Here is a 17,046-nt window from a genome sequence, read left to right as displayed (position 1 = left end):
CCATGGCACGCACCGCCGGTTACCTCGCCAACCTGCTCGCCGTCCCGCCGCTGATCTTCCGGTTCCAGTTCAACCCGGAACTGCTCTCGGAGAAGAAGAGTTTCGCCTACCGGGAGACCACCAGCTTCGGCAAGTGGGCCTTCGACCAGACCCGGGCCTCCAGCGGCTTCGGCAACGTCAGCGGGGCCGTCAACGACCTCAAGGAGATCGGCAGCCTGCTGGTCGGGACGAAGGCGCTGGAGGCCGACACCGGCAAGCCACGCACCTTCGCACTGGACTTCGCCCTCGACGCGCGGGCCCTCCCGGACATCCCGGCACAGCAGAGCGGGGAGGGCCAGGCCGCGGACGACGCGCGGTTCGGCGGCCGGATCGAGCCCAGCCTCGCGGTCCTGCGCTCGTTCATGAACCCGGCCTGGGACCCGGTCAACGACGTCCTCGCCTGGTTCAGCGCCGCCAAGACGTTCTGCCCGCCGGCCCGGCCGCCGGTGTGCACGCTCAAACTCGGCGGCATCGACCTGGACTGTGTGATGACCGACCTCAACATCAAGATCACCAAGTTCAAGCCGGACCTCACGCCCGAGCGCGCCGAGGTCAGCCTGACCCTCAACGAACAGACCGCCTCCGTCAGCACCGGCCTCGATGTGCTGGACCGGCTGGTCGAGGTCGGCAAGTCCTACGGCCAGCTCGGCCTGGACGACTGGGTGCAGTCGGTGCCCGGCGCCGGACTGGTGCAGAACATCTTCGAGCTCTGAGGGGAGCGCCCCATCATGTCCGTGTCGATCAGCTCGCGGTACCAGCAGGCCGCCGTCCACCCCGCCGTGGACGCCGGCGGCACCCCCCGGGCCACCGTGGCGATCCGCCGGCACACCCCGCCCGCCGACGGCGCCGTGGCCTACGAGCACCGGGTCACCGGCGCCGAGGACCTCGAGTACCTGTCCTGGCGCTACTTCGGCGACAGCGAGGTGTGGTGGCGCATCGCCGACGCCAACCCGGTGGCGTTCCCGCTCGACCTGCGTCCCGGCGCCGCCGTGGCGGTGCCGGCCTCCCAGGACGTCGGCGTGGTCAACCGGGACCGGGTGTTCTGAGATGACCGTGGCGATCCCGCCCGTGACGGGCGGCGACAACCGGGCCGCGTACGCCACCGTGCAGGTCGGACTCGACCCGAGGGAACTGCACGACGTCACGGTGCCCGTGTGGTCGATCACCGTGGAGGACCACGACCGGCTCACCGACGAGGCGAAGGTGGTCCTCGACGACCCCACCGGCGTTCTCGCCCACGCCCTGTTCGAGGGCCTGGTGATCCGGATCGACATGGGCCGGCGGATGCAGCACGCCCCGCTGTTCGAAGGGGTCGTGGTGAGCTCCGTGGTGCAGGGGCAGCCGGCCGGGCAGCGGATCCAGCTGACCGCCCGGGACTACACCCACCGGCTGGCGCAGACGCCGTTCGACCCGCGGACCTGGGCCACCGGCGAGCCGCTCAGCGCGCTGCTGCGCCGGCTGGTCCTGGCGGAGGGCACCGGGATCACCGAGGGCACGATCGAACCCGTCGACGACACCGCGCCGGACAGCAGGGGCGGCGGCCGCTACGTCGCCGCCTCGGTCTGGGACTTCATCCTGCACGAGGCCCAGAACCAGGGCTGCCTGGCCTACGTCGAACTCGACAAGGACCTGAGGTCCCGGTTCTCGTTCCGGTCGATCGAGTCCGTCGCGGCCGCCGAGCCGGTGGGCACGCTGCGGTACTGCCGGGTCGGCAGCGACCTGGTCTCCTTCACGTACGAGCGGATCAGCTCCGGCGCGGTCCCGGACCGCTCGGCGAGCACCGTCGACCCGGACACCGGGAAGCTCGTCGACCAGCCCACGCCCCCACGCCCGCCGCGGCTCCCGCCGGCCGCACCGCAGACCGGCCGCGACCCGGACCTGCCGGTCGCGATGCGCGCCGCGGTCACCGCCCTGACCGGGCAGACGGCCGCGGCCCAGGCCCGGCTCACCGCGCCGGCCGAGCGGGTCGTCGGCAGGGCGGCGGGCTCCGCCCAGGACGCCCGGAACCGGGTGCGCGCCGACCCGACCCGGATCGTCGGGATGAGCGGCCGGGGCAGGGCCGTCGGCAACGTGCTGCTGCGGGCGAAGGCGATGCTGCGGATCACCGGGCTGGCCCCGTGGGCCGAGGGGGCCTGGTACCTGGCGAGGGTCACCCACGTCTACACCCGCGACCTGGTCGGAGACCACCAGGACACCAGCTACTTCACCGACATCACCGCGACCCGGTGACCCAGGGCCCGACATGCCCGGCACGGAGGAAGCCCGGCACCGGGGAAGCCCGGCGCGGAGGAAGAAGGAGGCACGGCATGCTCACCGGCGAACCGACCCGGCACTCCGGCAACTTCTACGGCAAGTACCGCGGGATCGTGAAGGACAACACCGACGACGGCCAGCGCGGCCGGATCCAGGTGCTGGTGCCCGACATCTTCGGACCGGAGGCCCTGGTCACCGCCGAACCCTGCTTCCCGCACGGGCACTTCTTCGTACCGCCCAACGAGACCAACGTCTGGGTGGAGTTCGCGGCCGGTGACACCCGGGCCCCGATCTGGGTCGGCGTCTGGTACCCGGTGGGAGCCGTGCCGGCCGAGGCGCGGGTGACCCCGCCCGAGCACCAGGTCATCCGGACCGCCGCCGGACACACCGTCGACCTCACCGACACCGACGGACAGGAACGGATCCTGATCCGGCACAGCGGCGGCGCCGCCCTCTCGATCGAGCCCGACGGCAGCGTGCGCGTGAGCGCCGACCGGATCGTGCTGGACGGGTCGAGCGTCGCCGTCGGCAGCGACGCGAGCGAGCCCACGCTCCTCGGCAACGGCTTCAACCAGCTGTGGACCCAGCTGCTCACCCATGTCCACGGGCCGCCCGGTTCCCCGTCGCCGCAGCTCGCACCGCTCACCTTGCAGCCCGGCGTGCACCTGAGCCGGTCGGCCGTCGTGAAGTGAAACGCCGTCAGCCCCATCCCGAGTCAACTACCCGAAGCCGGCTTCCCGAAGCCGGCTTCCCGAAGCCGGCTGCCCGAAGCCGGCTGCCCGAAGTCACCCGCCCGAAGTCACGTGAAGGAGACCCCATGGCCGACGCCCGCGGAGCGGCGTTCCCGTTCCGTATCGACCCGCGCACCGGCGGCATCGCCTGGACCGAGGGCACCCAGAAGATCCGCGACGACCTGCGGATCCTGCTCGGGACCCGGCTGGGGGAGCGGCCCATGCTGCGAGACTTCGGCACCCGGGTGCACACCCTGGTCCACGAGCCGGACGACGACGTGACCGCCGACCTGCTGCGCAAGCAGGCGCACGAGGCGATCGTGCGCTGGGAGCGGCGGGTCGTCGTCACCCGCGCCCGGCTGTCCCGCTCGGACGGCGAACTGCGGCTGCTGCTGAGCTACGTGCACAGCGACAAGCCGGTCTCCGCCGAGATGATCGTCCCCCTGGTGTAGGCGATGACGACACCGGTACCCGCGATCGACTACACCGACAAGGACTTCGCGTCCCTGCGGGCGGCGATGCTCCGGCTGGCCCAGCAGCGGCTGCCGGAGTGGACCGACCAGAGCCCGGCCGACCTCGGCATGCTGCTGGTCGACCTGTTCGCCTACGTCGGCGACATCATGCTCTACTACCAGGACCGCATCGCCAGCGAGCTGTTCCCGGGCACCGCCACGGAGCGGGCCAGCATCGTCGACCTGCTGCGGCTGATCGGATACGAGCTCACCCCGGCCGCCCCCGCCATGGGCGACCTGCTGCTCACCTTCCCGCGGCCGGCCGACCCGCGCACCGTGACCGTGCCGCACGGCGCGCAGTTCGCCGCCCGGCCGCCGGGCGCGGCGGCGATCGAGTTCACCTACCTCGGCCCCGACCTGGACCTGGCGCTCCTGTCCGACCAGCTGAGCCCCGGCACCGGCGCGGACGGCAGGCCGGTGGTCCGCTACGCCGGCCTGCCGGTCGAGCAGAGCCGGGCGGTCGGGCCGGTGCCGATCGGCTCGTCCACCGGGGAGGCCAGCCAGTCCTTCGCCCTGCCGGACGCGTCCGTCGTCGTGTCGTCGGTGGTCGTCGAGGTCAACGAGGGCGCCGGCTGGGTGACCTGGGACCGCCGCGACAGCCTGCTCTTCGACATCGCCCCGGACGGCCGGGCCGTCTTCTCCCACCCCGAGGCCCGCTACTACCAGCTGCTCTTCGACGCCGATGGGATCGGTCACGCCGTGTTCGGCGCCGGCCGGGTGCCCCCGGCCGGGGTGAACAACATCCGCGTCTCCTACCGGGTCTGCCAGGGCACCGCCGGCAACATCGCGGCCGGCACCGTCACCACCGCCCTCACCCCGGTCGACACCCTCCGGTCCGTGGTGAACGAGAACGCCACGGCGGGCGGCAGCGACGCCGAACGCTCCGACCACGCCGCCCGGTACGCGCCCTTCGCGTTCCGCTCCACCAACCGGGCGGTGACCGCGAGCGACTACGAGGCGCTGGCGCACAGCACCGGCACGGTGGCCAAGGTCCGGGCCCGCAGCGTCTCCTGGAACCGCATCGACCTGTACGTGGCGCCCGCCGGGGACACCCTGGTCCCGGTCCCGGAGGCGCTGCGGAGCCGGCTCGTCGGCTACTTCGAGGACAAGCGGATGGCCGGCTGCCTGGTCCGGGTGCTGGACGCGCAGCCGGTCGCCGTGGACATCGCCGTCGAACTCCTCGTCGACGAACGGTTCGTCACCGACGCGGTCGCCGGGCAGGTGACGGCCGCCGTCACCGACCTGCTGTCGTTCGCCCGTGCCGACTTCGGCCGGCCGCTGTTCCAGAGCGAGGTGTTCGCGGCCGCCGAGTCCGTCCCGGGGGTCCTCGCGGCGACCGTGACGCGGCTGCGCCGGCAGGACCGGCCCACGCCCGACGTCGACGCCGAACTGGCCCGGTACAACCTGCCGGCCCTGGCCGACCTGCCCGCCTTCCTGCGGGACGCCGTCGCCGTCGACGTGGCCGCGGACGGCCGGATCGACATCGGGGAGTTCGAGATCGCCGTCCCCGGCGCCCTCGACGTGACCGTACGGACGACACTGCCATGAGGATCGACACGTTCACCGCGAGCGCCGACCTGGTCGGCCGCCGGATCCGGGTCCGCTGGGCGTTCGTCCCGGACCCGGGCGAGACCGTGCTGGACGCGCCACCGGTCACCGTGCGCCGCAAGACCCGCGACTTCGCGTTCCCGGACACCGGAGCCCCCTGGCTGCTCTACGACAGCACCGCGTTCCCGCCCGCCCCGGTGCCCGGGACGCTCACCGTGACCGACCTGCCGGACCGCGACACGGCCTCCGGGGCCCAGCGGGTCCGGGAACGGACCGTCAGCGTGGCCGAGACCGCCGCCGGGGTGTCCCGGGAGGTGCTCCGGCTCGTCACCCGTACCGTCTTCGGCGCCGACCGCGCCGTACTGCGCCTGGAACTCGACCTGCTCGACGTCGGCGGCCCCGGCGGCGGCGAACCGGCCGCCGGCACGCCCTACTACTACCAGCTCGACAGCCCCGCCCTGGGCCGGCCGATGCGGGCCGTCGCCACACCGGGCGACGTGCACGGCGCCCACCGCACCCTGTACGAGCTGATCCCCGAGGTGTACCGCCGCCACGACACCGTCACCCGGGTCCCGGACGCAGGCACCGGCCTGCTGCCCGAGGCGGGCACGGGCGGCGGCCAGTTACGGCGCCTCATGGACGTCTGGGGTGCCGCCGTCGACACGATCCGCAGCTCCGCGGACAACCTGCGGGGGCTGCGCGCCGTCTCCGACGTGGACAGCCGGTTCCTGCCGCTGCTGTCGCAGTGGGTCGGCTGGGACCTCACCGCCGACACCGACCTGGCCCGCCAGCGCAACGAGATCCGCACCGCGCCCCGCCTGTACGACGCCGTCGGCACCGTGCCCGGACTGCGCAGCCTCGTCGACTTCTACACCGGCTGGTCCACCCGGGTCGCGGAGTTCACCCAGCACGTGGCGCGGACCGGGGCGGCACCGCAGCGCAACGTCTTCGCGGCGGCGCTGCGCGACGGGGCGTGGTGGGGCGCCGACGAGGCGTCCGCGGTGCTCGGTTTCACCGCACCGCACGACGTGGCCACCGGCACCGCCACCACCAGGGCCGTGCTGACCGGCGCCGCCACCGAACCATTCGCGCTGCGCGCCGGGATGACGGTCACCATCGCGCCGGACGGCGGCCTGCCGATCACCATCACCCTCGGTCCGGCCGACTTCGCCGACCCGGGCGCCGCGACCGCCGCAGAGGTCGCGGCGATCGTCAACCGGGACATCGGCGAGGTACGCGCGGAGCAGGCGGCGGGCGCGGTCCGGCTGATGTCGCGGCTCACCGGCGAGGCCTCCCGGATAGAGGTGCGCACCGCCCCCGCCGGCCTGGTCTCGCTGGACGGCGCGCCCCGCGGCCGGCTCGCCACCGTCACCGACGCGGCCGGCCGGCTCTGGCTGGCCCACGCCGCCACCGTGGGCGCCGGGGACGTCGTCCCCCGGTTGCACCTCAAGGCCTGCTTCCGGGGCGCCTGGGCCGACACCCGCGTGGTCGAGCCGCAGCCGGTCGCGCCGCAGGCCGATCCGGCGCCGGTCGCGCTGCCGGACGGCCGGCTCGGGCTGGCCTGGGTCGAGCACCCGGACACCGGCGCCGCGCGACTGCGCTGGCGGCTCGGGACCCCGGCCGCGCCCACCCCGGCCCGGCTGCGCGGGGACGCGGTGGCGCCGTTCGCGCTGACCGCCGGCACCGTGCTGACCCTCACCGGCCACGGCGCCACCGAGCGGTTCACCGTCCGCGCCGCCGACTACGCCGACCTGTCCGCGGCCCGCGCGGAGGAGGTCGCCGCCGCGTTCGACGCACAGCTCACCGGGGTCACCGCCACCGTCGCCGGGGACGGCTCGCTGGCCCTCGCCACCACCGCGACCGGCCCCGGGACCGCTCTGCGCGCCGACCTGTCGGAGTCCACCGCGGCCCGCGCCCTGGGTTTCGGCGACCGCGCCCTGACCGGGCGGGGCGACTGGCGGTCCGACATCGACTGGGCCGCCGCCACCGACCTGCCGGCGGTACCGGCGGGCCGGCACGCCGACTGCACGGCCGTGCTCGACCCGGCGGGCGCGGTACGGCTGTGCTGGGCGAGCCGGTACGACGGCTGGCGGCTGCACCGGCTGCGCTGGGACGACCGGATCCGGATCGCCACCGACGCCGGGGTGCGGGTGCTGTCCGGGGACGGCGCGCTCGCCACGGTCACCGGGCTGCCGACGACGGACGTCCGGGAGGTCGCGGTCGACGCCGACGGGGCGAGCTGGTTCGCCACCGCGGCCGGCGGCGCCGTGCACCGCCCGGACGGGACGACGGCCGTCTTCACGCCGGGCAGCACCGCCGGCAGCCTCGCCACCGCCGACGTGCGGACGGTCGCCGTCGACCCGTCCGGCGCGGTGTGGTTCGGGCACGGCGCGGGCGCCGCGGCGCTACTGCCGGACGGCACCTGGCGGGTGGTCACCGCGACGGCCGGCGGCCTCGCGAGCGCCGACGTGCGGCACATCGCCGCCGACCTGGCCGGCGCGGTGTGGTTCGCCACCGGGGCGGGCCTGTCCCGCCTGGACCGCACGGGCACCTGGACCTCGTTCCTGGCCGGCACGGAGGTACGGCACGCGGCCCCGGCCCAGGACGGTTCGCTGTGGGCGGCGCTGGCCCACGGCGTCGTCCGGGTCGGCGCCGACGGTACGGCGCGCACCCTGGACCTGGGCGCCGCCACCGACGTCCGGCAGGTCGCCCCGGCCCCCGCCGCGCCCGGCCCGCAGCCCCGGGCGGACGACGCCGGGCCGGTGTGGGCGGCGACCACGGCCGGAGCGGTCGAGATCCGGTCGCCGCGTGACATCCGCGTGCACACCCCCGCCGAGGGCCTGCCGAGCGGCGACTGCCGGGCGGTCCTCGTCGACCGGAACACCGTCTGGGCGGGCACCACCGCCGGCCTCGCCTTCCTCGACGGCTCCGGGATCTGGCGCACCGTGCCCGGACTCACGTCCGCCGTAAGGGCGTTGACGGGCTCCTGGTCCGCGCCGCTCCGGTTCCCGGAGGGCGGCCCCGGCGAGCGCGACCCGCACCTGACCGCCGACGGCGACCGGCTCTGGCTGTCCTCGGCCGTCCGGCAGGCCCACGCGGACCCGGACGACCGCTGGGGGATCGTCGTACGGCACCTCGACTTCCCGGCCACCGCCTGGTCGGCGCCCGTCGCCGTCACCGGCACCACCGCGACCGACCGGGAACCGGCACTGGTCCCGCTGGGGGCCGGTGCCGCGCGGGTCTACTTCCGCTCGAACCGGGGCGGCGGCCCACGCCTGTGGTCCGCCGACCTCGACGCCGGCGGCAGCCCGGCGGCGCCCGTCACGGTGACCGCCGGCCCCTCCTCGGACACCGATCCCGCCCCGGTCACCTTCCCGGACGGCCCGACGGGGCTGCTGTTCCGCAGCGACCGCAACGTCGGTCTCGGCCGGCTCGGCGGCGGCGTGCCGGGTCCCGCACAGGACGGGGCCGGCCGGCGCGCCCCGGAGGAGGCGTCCGTCCGCCGGTTCGCGGGCACCGTCACCGCGACCCTCGCCGACCTGGACCGCAACCGGTCCACCCGGCAGTTCGGCGACCTGCTCGACTACACACCCCAGCGGCCGGACGGCGCCCCGCTCGCCGCCGACGAGCTCTACACCCCGTCCACCATCGGTCTCTACGTGGAACGCGGGCCCACCGGCCGGCCGCTCGTGCAGCGCGACGCCGACCGGCTGCGCCAGCTCCTGGAGCGGTTCCTGCCGGTCAACCTGCGTGCCGTGGTGGTGCTCGGCTCCGGCCCGCTGGAGGAGCTGCTCTTCCCGGCGGCCCATGAACTCGCCGACGCGTTCAGCGACGACTACCCGCTCGCCGAGGTCCTGCGGATCGCCGAGGAGACCGCGGTCGGGCTGCCCGGCTGGCAGGTGTTCCTGTCCACCGACGGTACGAGCATCACCGTCGACCCCACCAAGCCCACCACCCTGCGGCGACGCAGCTGGTGGCCACCGTTCCGGTAGGAGGAGCGCACATGTCCACGAGCGAACACCCCGCTGGACGACTGCAAGGTCAGTACCGCGACGTGCTGTTCGACGCGGCGGGCCGGATGGTGTGGGACCACGGCTGGCGGTCCAACGCCATCGTCGGGGACTGCCGGCGGCTGCTGGCCAGCATGCTGCGCGGCGCCCCCGCGTCCACCGGCCTGCTGGGCCTCCAGGTCGGCGCCGGGCTGAGCCAGTGGGACGGCGCCGGTCCGCCGCCTGCCACCGCCGTGCAGACGGCGCTGGTCGATCCGCACCCGTACACGGTGGCGGCGGCGAACCTGCGGATGGACTTCCTGGACTCGGCCGCCGTGTCCGCCGCGCCCACCAACCGGCTACAGATTCAGGCGACCCTCGGACCCGCCGTCCCGAACTGGCCGGACACCAACCACATCAGCGGCAATCTCCGCGAGTTCGGGCTGGTCGCGAGCCTGGACGGGACCACCGTGCTGGTCAACTACGTCACCCATCCCGTCATCGCCAAGGACCCCGCGAGCACGTTGCAGCGGACCGTCTGGCTGACGTTCTGAGCAGGAGAACCCATGGCCTCGATGACCTCCAGCACGTTCCGTCCGCTGCTGCGGTACGTGAACGTACGGCTGCAACAGGGCGTGCCGCTCGTCGACGCGGACCTCAACGAACTGGACGACGTCCGCAAGTTCGAACTCCGGGCCTTCCTCAAGTGGTACGTCGGCGACGGCATCCCCGAGGGCACCAACGGCTTCCAGATCACCGGGGGCCTGAGCAACGACTTCACCATCGGCGCCGGAGCCCCGGCGGGCAGCGGCAGCACCGACCTGGACACCGCGCTCGCCCACACCGGCCGGATCATCGTCGACGGTCTGGATGTCATGATCACGACGGATCTGGCGTTCTCGGCCCAGCCGCTGCACGCCTCCCAGCCCGGCGCCGCGGCCCTCGCGGCGAAGCTCGGCGTCCCCGTCGTACCCGCCCTCACCACACCCGGCACGGCCACCACGCTCGTCGCCTACCTGGACGTCTGGGAGCACCTGGTCACCCCCGACGACGACCCGACCCTGATCCTGCCCGGCCTCGGCGTCGAGTCGTGCGCCCGGATCAAACGCGAATGGGCGGTCCGGGTGGGCACCGCCGTACCCGCGCCGGGCTCCTCGGACTTCCTGGCCGGGCACTCCTACACCGCGCTCGCCACCCTCAACCGCCCGGCCGCCACGGCACTCATCGCTTCCTCGGGCATCACGGACAGACGCCAGCGGCGGCTGCTGCTGCCACCGGCGCACCTGGTCCTCGACACGGTGGGCGTCGACCCGCTCGACTACCGGGGCGGCACCAACCGTCCGCTCGTCAGCCTGCGCAGCGCGATCAACGCGCTGCTGGCCGGACAGCTGCCCACCACGCAGGAGGTGGCGGTCGCCAACGGCCCCGGCGCCGACGTGCTCGGCAAGGCGGTCCTCCTGGACAACGCGAACGGACTGGTGATCGTGTGGCAGTCCAGCCAGTCCGGCACCAGCCAGGTCGCCCTGGCCCGGATCGACCTGACCAACCCCGCCCTGACCAGCGTCCCGGCGACACCGCTGACCAGCGGCGGTGTGCACGCGGCGCCGTCCGCCCTGATGCTGCCCAACGGGGACTTCCTGGTCGCCTACCAGACGGCGGCCAGCGAGGACCCGAACGCCGACCTGAAGCTGAAGCGGGGGCCGCTCACGTCCCTGGCGGGCGCCGGCGAGGTGACCGTCTCGGACACCGCGGCCACCTCGGACCAGAAGGTCCAGGCGGTCCTGGCCGGCGACTACGTGGTCTTCGTCTTCGACCAGCAGGGCACCAGCACCGACAAGTGGGTGTACCGCCGCTACCGGCACACCGACAACTCCTTCCCGGACACCGTGGCCGTCCCGCTGGCCACCAACTCCGGCAGCCGCGCCATGCACGCCGCGTCCGCCGGCGGCCTGGTGTTCATCGCCTACCACGACGGCACCAAGCTGACCGCGACCCGGCTGAACCCGGTCAACACCACCCTCGACAGCACGACCCAGGCCACCGGGGCGGCTAGCGAGATCCACGTCCTCGCGCTCGGCGCCACCTCCGCGCTGGTCTTCTACAACACCGGCAGCGGACTGAGCGTGCTCACCCTCAACGGGAACACCTGGACCGGCCCGGTCGCGGTCTCCGGCACCGACGCCAACGACAGCCAGCCCTCCGCGGTCCAGGACACCGACGGCACCGTCTGGCTGATGTCCACCCGGAGGTTCTCCGACAACACCAACCACGTCGTCGTACGCCGCCGCAACGCGGCCAGCGGCGACTGGTCCGCACCCCAGCGACTGGCCCCGAGCCCCGGCAACGACGGGTTCCCGGCCGCGGTCCCGGTCCCCGGCCAGGGCATCTGGGCCGTCTGGGCCAACGACCGCAACGGCTCCACCAACACCGACCTGTTCGCACGACGGGTCATCACAGCCATCTGAGCCGGCATCCGAACCGGCACTCAGCCGGCACCCGAACCGGCACCCGGCCGGCATCCGAACCGGCACCGAACCGGCACTCAGCCAGCATCCGAACCGGCACCCGGCCGGCATCCGAGAAGGGCGTTCCATGCCACAGCCACGCATCACCCGCTCCACCGCCCCGTCCGTCAACTCCTACACGGTCAGCGACGCGAAGGCGTTCGTGCTGGCCTACCACCAGACCATCGGCGCGCAGGTCACCAAGTCCGTCAACATCACCTACGGAGTGGGCGCCACCGACCCGGTCCTCGAACTCACCCTCACCGGCAACGCGCCGATCAACCTGCTCACCGTCCCGGCGGGCCAGGACGTCGTCGTCGGCGACTTCACGGTGGGTGTCTCGGCCGCTCCGCCGGACAACGGCAGCGTCCTGGTCAACTGCCGGATCACCAACCAGACCCTCGGCGCCATCAACTCCCCGTGGACGCTGCGCGGCAGCCTGCCGGCCCCGGACCAGTGGGACATCCGCTTCTCCGACGCCACCGCGGTGACCGACTACGTGATCTGCGACCCGCGCGCGGTGGTGCAGGACCCCGGGACGGCGCTGGAACAGGACCACATCACCCTCGGGGCGGACGACGCGACGGGCCTGCCCACCGAGCCGACCGTGCTCGGCACACCGCCCGACGGCATGTTCACCCCGAGTTACCTCTGGCACCAGGACGCCGGGATCGCGATCCTCCCCATGGACGAGACCACCGACGGCCCCACGCTCGACGTCGAACTGCCCGGCGTGTACGCGACGATCGACGCCCCGCTGACGCTCACCACCATGTTCGGCACCGACGGCTTCCTCACCAACGTCAGCGAGACCAGACACCTCACGATCAGCCACCGGCCGCAGGACATCGTGCTCGTGCTGGACCGCTCGGGCAGCATGGGCCTCGAGGACAAGTGGACCGACGCCGTCATCGCCACCCGGTCCCTCGTCCACCTCATCGCCGACGCCCGCGCCGGGGTCAACGACCAGGACCGGATCGGCATCGTCACCTTCACCGACCCGGGCGGCTGGCACGCGCTGCCGTTCTCCGACGAGGTCCGGACCGTGCTGCCGCTGACCCCGCTGGAGCAGGCCCGCACCGCCGTCAACACGCTCGACCTCGGGCAGCCGGCCGACAACACCAACATCGGCGACGGCATGGTCGCCGCCCTGGACCTGCTCGCCGCCGCCGGCCCGATCGCGGACCGGCGCTTCACGATGGTCGTGATGACCGACGGCATCCAGAACTGCGGCCACTACTACATCGGCGACACGCTGCCGGCCGGCGCGCCGCCGGACACCGTGGAGGCGCTCACCAGCGTCACCGGCGACCGCAAGCTGATCCTGGCCGCCGCCCGCATGTACGTCATCGGCCTCGGCTCCACCATCGACGCCGACGTCCTCAGGAAGCTCACCGACACCGGTTTCCGGCACGTCGTCGACCCGGCCGAGCTGCCCGGCGCGTTCACCGACATGCTGCACTTCTCCCAGGAGGTCAACCGGCCCGTCCCGTCCGCCACCGCGCCCGGCACCATCCCGAGCGAGCCCGACCGGGTGTACGTCACCACCACGGACGCCGACCGGATCGTCCTCTCGGTGATCACCCCGCCGGCCGCCGGTACCGTCACGCTCGAGCTCTGGGACGGCACGCACTTCGTCCCGCCCACCCCCGTGCCGGTCCCCAACATCTCGGACACCGACCAGGCCCTCACCGCCGGAGCACCGAACAAGCTCCCCGAGGGGGAGGTCGTCTGGCGGGTCAGCCTGCTGAACGACACCACCAAGGAACCGGAGCCGCTCACCCCGGACCAGGTGCTGCTCTACGAGGACCTGCACCTGAAGGCCGACCTCACGCTGGACCAGCAGGCCTACCTGACCGGCGACGACATGGTCCTGACCGTCCGGATCCGGCGCGACTCGGCGCCGGTCCTCGGGGCGGTCGTCCGGGCCGAACTCGACGCCCCGGCCGCGGGCCTGGGCGAGGCGATGTCGGCGGCGGCACCGTCGCTCACCCCCTCGACGGCCGCCCCCGGCGGCAAGGACGTCCCGCCGGCGGCGGAGCAGCGGATCATCGACCTGATGCGCCACAACGGCTGGCCGACGTGGCCCCGGCACCGGGCACCGGGCCTGTTCGCGGACGGCACCGACAAGCTCCACGACCCGGACGGCGACGGCAACTACACCAACACCTTCCGCCGGGTGTTCAAGGCGGGCACCTACAACTGGAAGGTCTTCGTCGACGGCCAGGACCCGGACGGCAACGGGTTCAGCCGCCAGCTCAGCGTCTCGACGGTGGCCGAGGTGAAGGTCGACGCCCGCACCACGCGGGTGAGGACCGAGCGCATACCCCACCACCCCAGCGGGCTGCGGGCCACCAGGGTCACCGTCACACCGCAGGACGTGCGGCACGAACGCCTCGGCCCCGGCCACGACGACGAGGTCGTCTTCGCCCTCAAGGACGGCATGTTCGAGGAGGTCGTCGACCACGAGCCCGCGCCGGTGTTCACCGACGGCACCTACCAGCGGGTGATCCTCTACAAGCCCAACCAGCGCCCGGTCGTCACGGTCAGCGCCGCCGGCACCCTGCTCAAGCCGATCGACGCCACCGCCTGACCCGCCCCGGGCGGTCCCGGGCGGTCCCGGACGGGCGCCCGTCCGGGACCGCCTACCCTGGACGCATGACCAGCAGCAGCGACCGGAGCCCGGTAGTGGACGTTCAGGCACCCAAGACCTACGAAGTGCGCACTTACGGGTGCCAGATGAACGTCCACGACTCCGAGCGATTGTCCGGCCTGCTGGAGGAGGCCGGGTACGTACGGGCCCCCGAGGACGCCGACGGCGACGCCGACGTGGTCGTCTTCAACACCTGCGCCGTCCGCGAGAACGCCGACAACCGGCTGTACGGCAACCTCGGCCGGCTCGCGCCCAGGAAGGCGGACCGGCCCGGGATGCAGATCGCGGTGGGCGGCTGCCTCGCGCAGAAGGACCGCGACACCATCGTGAAGAAGGCCCCCTGGGTCGACGTGGTCTTCGGCACGCACAACATCGGCCAGCTGCCCGTGCTGCTGGAGCGCGCCCGGATCCAGGAGGAGGCGCAGGTCGAGATCGCCGAGTCGCTGGAGGCCTTCCCCTCCACCCTGCCGACCCGGCGCGAGAGCGCCTACGCCGCCTGGGTCTCGATCTCCGTCGGCTGCAACAACACCTGCACCTTCTGCATCGTCCCGGCCCTGCGCGGCAAGGAGAAGGACCGCCGCACCGGCGACATCCTCGCCGAGATCGAGGCCCTGGTGGCGGAGGGCGTCAGCGAGATCACGCTGCTCGGGCAGAACGTCAACGCGTACGGCTCCGACATCGGCGACCGCGAGGCGTTCAGCAAGCTGCTGCGGGCGTGCGGCACCATCGAGGGCCTGGAGCGGGTGCGGTTCACGTCCCCGCACCCGCGTGACTTCACCGACGACGTCATCGCCGCCATGGCCGAGACGCCGAACGTCATGCCCCAGCTCCACATGCCGCTCCAGTCCGGCTCGGACACCGTGCTCAAGGCCATGCGCCGCTCCTACCGGCAGGAGCGCTACCTCGGGATCATCGAGAAGGTGCGGGCCGCGATCCCGCACGCCGCGATCACCACCGACATCATCGTGGGCTTCCCCGGCGAGACCGAGGAGGACTTCGAGCAGACCCTGCACACGGTCCGCGAGGCCCGCTTCACCCAGGCCTTCACCTTCCAGTACTCGAAGCGCCCGGGGACCCCGGCCGCCACCATGGAGGGCCAGATCCCCAAGGAGGTCGTCCAGGCGCGCTACGAGCGTCTCGTCGCCCTCCAGGAGGAGATCTCCTGGGACGAGAACAAGAAGCAGGTCGGCCGCACCCTGGAGCTGATGGTCGCCGAGGGCGAGGGCCGCAAGGACGGTGCCACGCACCGGCTGTCCGGCCGTGCCCCCGACAACCGCCTGGTCCACTTCACCAAGCCGGACCAGGAGGTCCGCCCCGGCGACGTCGTCACGGTCGAGATCACCTACGCCGCCCCGCACCACCTGCTTGCCGAGGGCCCGACACTCGCCGTGCGCCGCACCCGCGCGGGCGACGCCTGGGAGAAGCGGAACGCGGCGGAGACGGCCCCGCAGGCGGGTGTCATGCTGGGCCTCCCGAAGATCGGCGTACCGGAGCCGCTGCCGGTGGCCACGGGCGGCTGCGCGGCGCACTGAGCGCCGCCGCGCTGTCAGGAAAGCGCACGCCGCCGAGACAGGTCGGCCCGGAACCGGGCCATGACGACCGGGCTCCGGGCACGGCCGAATCCTGAACGACACGGTCCGGGCACCGGCCGGCGCTGAACCGTGGTGCCCGGAAGTAGGCTGCCGTTCATGCTTGTCGCAGCCGCCGTCTGCCCCTGTCCGCCGCTCCTCGTCCCGGAGGTCGCGGCGGGCGCCGCACCCGAGCTGGACACGGCCCGTGCCGCCTGCGCCGACGCGCTCGGCGTGCTCGCCGCGGCCCGCCCCGACCTGCTGCTGGTCGTCGGCCCCGCCGAGCGGTCCGGCCGCGGTGTGTTCCCCCAGGGCAGCCGGGGCACCTTCCGCGGCTACGGCGTCGGGATCGACGTACACCTGGGAGCCGGCCCGCCCGAGGGCGGAGGGACCGGCGACGGCGCGGCCGGGGAGCGGGAGCTGCCCGGGTCGCTCGCCGTCGGGGCCTGGCTGCTGGAGCGCGCCGGATGGGCCGGTGCCCCGGTCGAGGCGCTGGGCGTGGGCGAGCCCCTGGAGGCCGAACGCTGCGTGGCGACCGGCCGGGAGCTGGCCGGCCGGGCCGCCCGGATGGCGATGCTGGTCATGGGCGACGCCAGCGCCTGCCGCACCCTCAAGGCGCCCGGCTACCTCGACGAGCGGGCCGCCCCCTTCGACGCCGAGGCGGCCCGGGCCCTCGGCACCGCGGACCTCGCGGCGATCAAGGACCTCGACGCCGACCTGGCGTACCGCCTCAAGGCCTCCGGCCGCGCGCCCTGGCAGGTCCTCGCCGGTGCGGCCGAAGGCGCCGGTCTCGCCGGCGCGCTGCTCTACGACGACGCGCCGTACGGCGTCGGCTACCTCGTCGCGACCTGGTCCTGAGACGTCCCGCGGAACGGCGGACGGCCGGGAGCCCGGTGGCTCTCGGCCGTCCGCCGATCAACGGGACCCGCCCGGCTCAGGAAGCCGGCGGCGGCCCCTCCGGCCGCGTCGGGGTGGTGGCGTCGACCGGCGCCGTGCCGCCCATGGCGTCCGGGTGCACGAACCGGTCCATCGCGTCCTTGGCCCTGCCCGTGCCCGTCTGGATCTTGTCGCTGTACTTGCCCTTGGTCTTCTCGTCGACGACCCGCGCGGCCTTGTCCATGCCGTGCTGGAGCTTGTCGATCTTGTCCTCGTGCTGCTGCGCGAGGTGCGAGGCCTTGTCCTTCGCCGGGGCGAGCTTGGCCTTCAAATTCTCCAAGAGACCCATGGTTACCTTCCCTGTGGCTTCCGC

The 17,046-nt window shown here is 73.5% G+C and carries 13 protein-coding genes; 12 read left to right on the top strand and 1 reads right to left on the bottom strand.

The genetic code is table 11. The features are described from left to right. The first annotated feature begins 2 nt into the window (after positions 1-2). The 12 genes from AAW13_RS11970 (at position 3) to AAW13_RS11915 (ending at position 16,655) form a co-directional block, all read left to right on the top strand. Entirely contained in the window at positions 3-752 is a 750-nt protein-coding gene (locus AAW13_RS11970; protein WP_046733773.1) for a hypothetical protein, read from the top strand. A gap of 15 nt (positions 753-767) precedes the next feature. Next, positions 768-1,085 (top strand): hypothetical protein, encoded by a 318-nt coding sequence (locus AAW13_RS11965; RefSeq protein ID WP_046733774.1) that lies wholly within the window; start codon positions 768-770, stop codon positions 1,083-1,085. Position 1,086: 1 nt separating this feature from the next. Then, on the top strand, positions 1,087-2,268 hold the full coding sequence (locus tag AAW13_RS11960; RefSeq protein ID WP_046733775.1) for a hypothetical protein: 1,182 nt from the start codon (positions 1,087-1,089) through the stop codon (positions 2,266-2,268). A 77-nt stretch (positions 2,269-2,345) separates the two neighbouring features. Then, complete coding sequence (locus tag AAW13_RS11955; protein ID WP_052768740.1) at positions 2,346-2,984, top strand: phage baseplate assembly protein V; 639 nt, start codon at positions 2,346-2,348, stop codon at positions 2,982-2,984. A 125-nt stretch (positions 2,985-3,109) separates the two neighbouring features. Further along, the gene (locus AAW13_RS11950) at positions 3,110-3,475 is read left to right on the top strand and encodes a GPW/gp25 family protein (protein WP_046733776.1); all 366 of its coding nucleotides are present in this window, start codon (positions 3,110-3,112) and stop codon (positions 3,473-3,475) included. A gap of 3 nt (positions 3,476-3,478) precedes the next feature. Beyond that, complete coding sequence (locus AAW13_RS11945; RefSeq protein ID WP_046733777.1) at positions 3,479-5,083, top strand: baseplate J/gp47 family protein; 1,605 nt, start codon at positions 3,479-3,481, stop codon at positions 5,081-5,083. Next, positions 5,080-9,075 carry a phage tail protein gene (locus tag AAW13_RS46705; protein ID WP_046733778.1) on the top strand — a complete coding sequence of 1,332 codons (3,996 nt, stop codon included), beginning with the start codon at positions 5,080-5,082 and terminating at the stop codon, positions 9,073-9,075. The genes AAW13_RS11945 and AAW13_RS46705 overlap by 4 nt, the downstream gene beginning before the upstream one ends. A gap of 11 nt (positions 9,076-9,086) precedes the next feature. Then, entirely contained in the window at positions 9,087-9,626 is a 540-nt protein-coding gene (locus AAW13_RS11935) for a hypothetical protein (RefSeq protein ID WP_046733779.1), read from the top strand. A 12-nt stretch (positions 9,627-9,638) separates the two neighbouring features. Beyond that, the gene (locus AAW13_RS11930) at positions 9,639-11,537 is read left to right on the top strand and encodes a DUF6519 domain-containing protein (RefSeq protein ID WP_046733780.1); all 1,899 of its coding nucleotides are present in this window, start codon (positions 9,639-9,641) and stop codon (positions 11,535-11,537) included. 127 nt (positions 11,538-11,664) lie between these two features. Continuing rightward, positions 11,665-14,169, top strand: coding sequence for a vWA domain-containing protein (locus tag AAW13_RS11925; protein ID WP_046733781.1), 2,505 nt, complete (start codon positions 11,665-11,667; stop codon positions 14,167-14,169). 65 nt (positions 14,170-14,234) lie between these two features. Beyond that, positions 14,235-15,761 (top strand): tRNA (N6-isopentenyl adenosine(37)-C2)-methylthiotransferase MiaB, encoded by a 1,527-nt coding sequence (gene miaB, locus AAW13_RS11920; RefSeq protein WP_046733782.1) that lies wholly within the window; start codon positions 14,235-14,237, stop codon positions 15,759-15,761. A gap of 156 nt (positions 15,762-15,917) precedes the next feature. Beyond that, on the top strand, positions 15,918-16,655 hold the full coding sequence (locus AAW13_RS11915; protein WP_046733783.1) for a class III extradiol dioxygenase subunit B-like domain-containing protein: 738 nt from the start codon (positions 15,918-15,920) through the stop codon (positions 16,653-16,655). A gap of 76 nt (positions 16,656-16,731) precedes the next feature. On the opposite strand, the gene AAW13_RS11910 is transcribed toward AAW13_RS11915, so the two are convergent. Further along, complete coding sequence (locus tag AAW13_RS11910; RefSeq protein ID WP_046728640.1) at positions 16,732-17,022, bottom strand: antitoxin; 291 nt, start codon at positions 17,020-17,022, stop codon at positions 16,732-16,734. Positions 17,023-17,046 lie beyond the last annotated feature (24 nt).

This window comes from Streptomyces humi (assembly GCF_001005085.2).
In the GTDB taxonomy this organism is placed as follows: domain Bacteria; phylum Actinomycetota; class Actinomycetes; order Streptomycetales; family Streptomycetaceae; genus Streptomyces; species Streptomyces humi.
The sequence above is the reverse complement of the archived record's forward strand: the minus strand, read 5'-3'. Positions and strand labels throughout refer to the sequence as shown.

Excerpts from the sequence above, each read along its gene's own strand:
- AAW13_RS11970 (WP_046733773.1), top strand. The coding sequence starts at position 3 with ATGGCACGCACCGCCGGTTACCTCGCCAACCTGCTCGCCGTCCCGCCG.
- AAW13_RS11965 (WP_046733774.1), top strand. The coding sequence starts at position 768 with ATGTCCGTGTCGATCAGCTCGCGGTACCAGCAGGCCGCCGTCCACCCC.
- AAW13_RS11960 (WP_046733775.1), top strand. The coding sequence starts at position 1,087 with ATGACCGTGGCGATCCCGCCCGTGACGGGCGGCGACAACCGGGCCGCG.
- AAW13_RS11955 (WP_052768740.1), top strand. The coding sequence starts at position 2,346 with ATGCTCACCGGCGAACCGACCCGGCACTCCGGCAACTTCTACGGCAAG.
- AAW13_RS11950 (WP_046733776.1), top strand. The coding sequence starts at position 3,110 with ATGGCCGACGCCCGCGGAGCGGCGTTCCCGTTCCGTATCGACCCGCGC.
- AAW13_RS11945 (WP_046733777.1), top strand. The coding sequence starts at position 3,479 with ATGACGACACCGGTACCCGCGATCGACTACACCGACAAGGACTTCGCG.
- AAW13_RS46705 (WP_046733778.1), top strand. The coding sequence starts at position 5,080 with ATGAGGATCGACACGTTCACCGCGAGCGCCGACCTGGTCGGCCGCCGG.
- AAW13_RS11935 (WP_046733779.1), top strand. The coding sequence starts at position 9,087 with ATGTCCACGAGCGAACACCCCGCTGGACGACTGCAAGGTCAGTACCGC.
- AAW13_RS11930 (WP_046733780.1), top strand. The coding sequence starts at position 9,639 with ATGGCCTCGATGACCTCCAGCACGTTCCGTCCGCTGCTGCGGTACGTG.
- AAW13_RS11925 (WP_046733781.1), top strand. The coding sequence starts at position 11,665 with ATGCCACAGCCACGCATCACCCGCTCCACCGCCCCGTCCGTCAACTCC.
- miaB (WP_046733782.1), top strand. The coding sequence starts at position 14,235 with ATGACCAGCAGCAGCGACCGGAGCCCGGTAGTGGACGTTCAGGCACCC.
- AAW13_RS11915 (WP_046733783.1), top strand. The coding sequence starts at position 15,918 with ATGCTTGTCGCAGCCGCCGTCTGCCCCTGTCCGCCGCTCCTCGTCCCG.
- AAW13_RS11910 (WP_046728640.1), bottom strand. The coding sequence starts at position 17,022 with ATGGGTCTCTTGGAGAATTTGAAGGCCAAGCTCGCCCCGGCGAAGGAC.